The following is a 1118-nucleotide window of genomic DNA, read 5'->3' as shown; positions in this document are numbered from 1 at the left end:
CAAATGGCTTATAACGTCCCGCCGGCTTTATGTCAGTGGCGGATTTATTATTACTGACGTTTACAAATATACCGAAAAGAGTGAAAGAAAAACATGAATTTTAATACAAAAAGTGCGAGCAAAAACTTCTCCAAAAAATCCCAAGCCCCGCCATTGCATAAAACCGCTGTTAGCAGAAGTTTTTAATTGTTGAATTTTGGGTATTGAGATAAATCTAAGAATTTAATTTTTCCACCATTCTTTTTAAAATTTTCAAAATCTTTTAAAACTATTAAGGCTTGGTCTAAATTATTTTTTTCATCATGGTTTGGAAATATTTGATTAAAATCGAGTAATCGTTTTTTTGAAATATTGTCACCATTTAGCGCTGCTCCTAAAAGATAATCAACTATGTAATCGCTACTAGGATCTTTTTTCTTTTTTTCAAAATGATTATTAACATCTCGTAATGCTTTTGAATCGTATTTTGCAGGTGTTAAAATAAATTCTTTTGCCTTTTTTATTTTTCCATTTTCTGCATAAATTCTTTCTTTATACACATCAATTGCAATTCGATCTAACTTGTTTTTGATTGTATCATAAACCCAAAATTCTTTTTTGGAATAAATAATTAAAGATTTAGTTTCATATGAAAATGAGTTGTCTCGAGAGAATTCACCTTTTATCGATTCGTTTGTTTGACAATTAAAAATTGTAAAATCCGTATAGAATTTATTTTTCTCAAGAAAATCAGCCCAATTCACTCCGTTCACTTTATTTTTCTTGCAAATAATTATACTATCATTTATAGCAGAAACCGGAAAAATGTTTTCCATTTCTTCGTCTGTCAAATTACAGTCACATTCTGTCTTAGGTTTAGCAGTTACATTATTTTCTTTTTTACTAGAACAATTATTTATGGTAAGTAATGTTAATAATGCAATAATTATAAATGTAGTTTTATGTCTAATATTCATGATGTTGGTTTAAAATTTCTGCTAACGTCCCGCCGGCTTTCTGTCAGTGGCGATTTTTTATTACAGACGTTTACAAATATACCGAAAAGTAGTTAAGAAAAAACTTCTTTTTAAAGAAGAAATACACTCACTAACCATTCCAAAAATCCCCAAACCCGCCAT

Annotated in this window: 1 protein-coding gene; it reads right to left on the bottom strand. The window is 29.2% G+C overall.

From position 1 onward, the window contains the following. Positions 1-182: 182 nt before the first annotated feature. The gene (locus FCR2A7T_RS14525) at positions 183-956 is read right to left on the bottom strand and encodes a hypothetical protein (protein WP_131473149.1); all 774 of its coding nucleotides are present in this window, start codon (positions 954-956) and stop codon (positions 183-185) included. Positions 957-1118: the final 162 nt, after the last annotated feature.

Source organism: Flavobacterium cauense R2A-7 (genome assembly GCF_000498475.1).
GTDB classification, from domain to species: domain Bacteria; phylum Bacteroidota; class Bacteroidia; order Flavobacteriales; family Flavobacteriaceae; genus Flavobacterium; species Flavobacterium cauense.
Note: the sequence above shows the minus strand (reverse complement) of the source record. Positions and strands in the feature narration are given on the sequence as shown.

Bases quoted from the DNA above. Each gene is read 5' to 3' on its own strand.
- FCR2A7T_RS14525 (WP_131473149.1), bottom strand. From the start codon at position 956: ATGAATATTAGACATAAAACTACATTTATAATTATTGCATTATTAACA.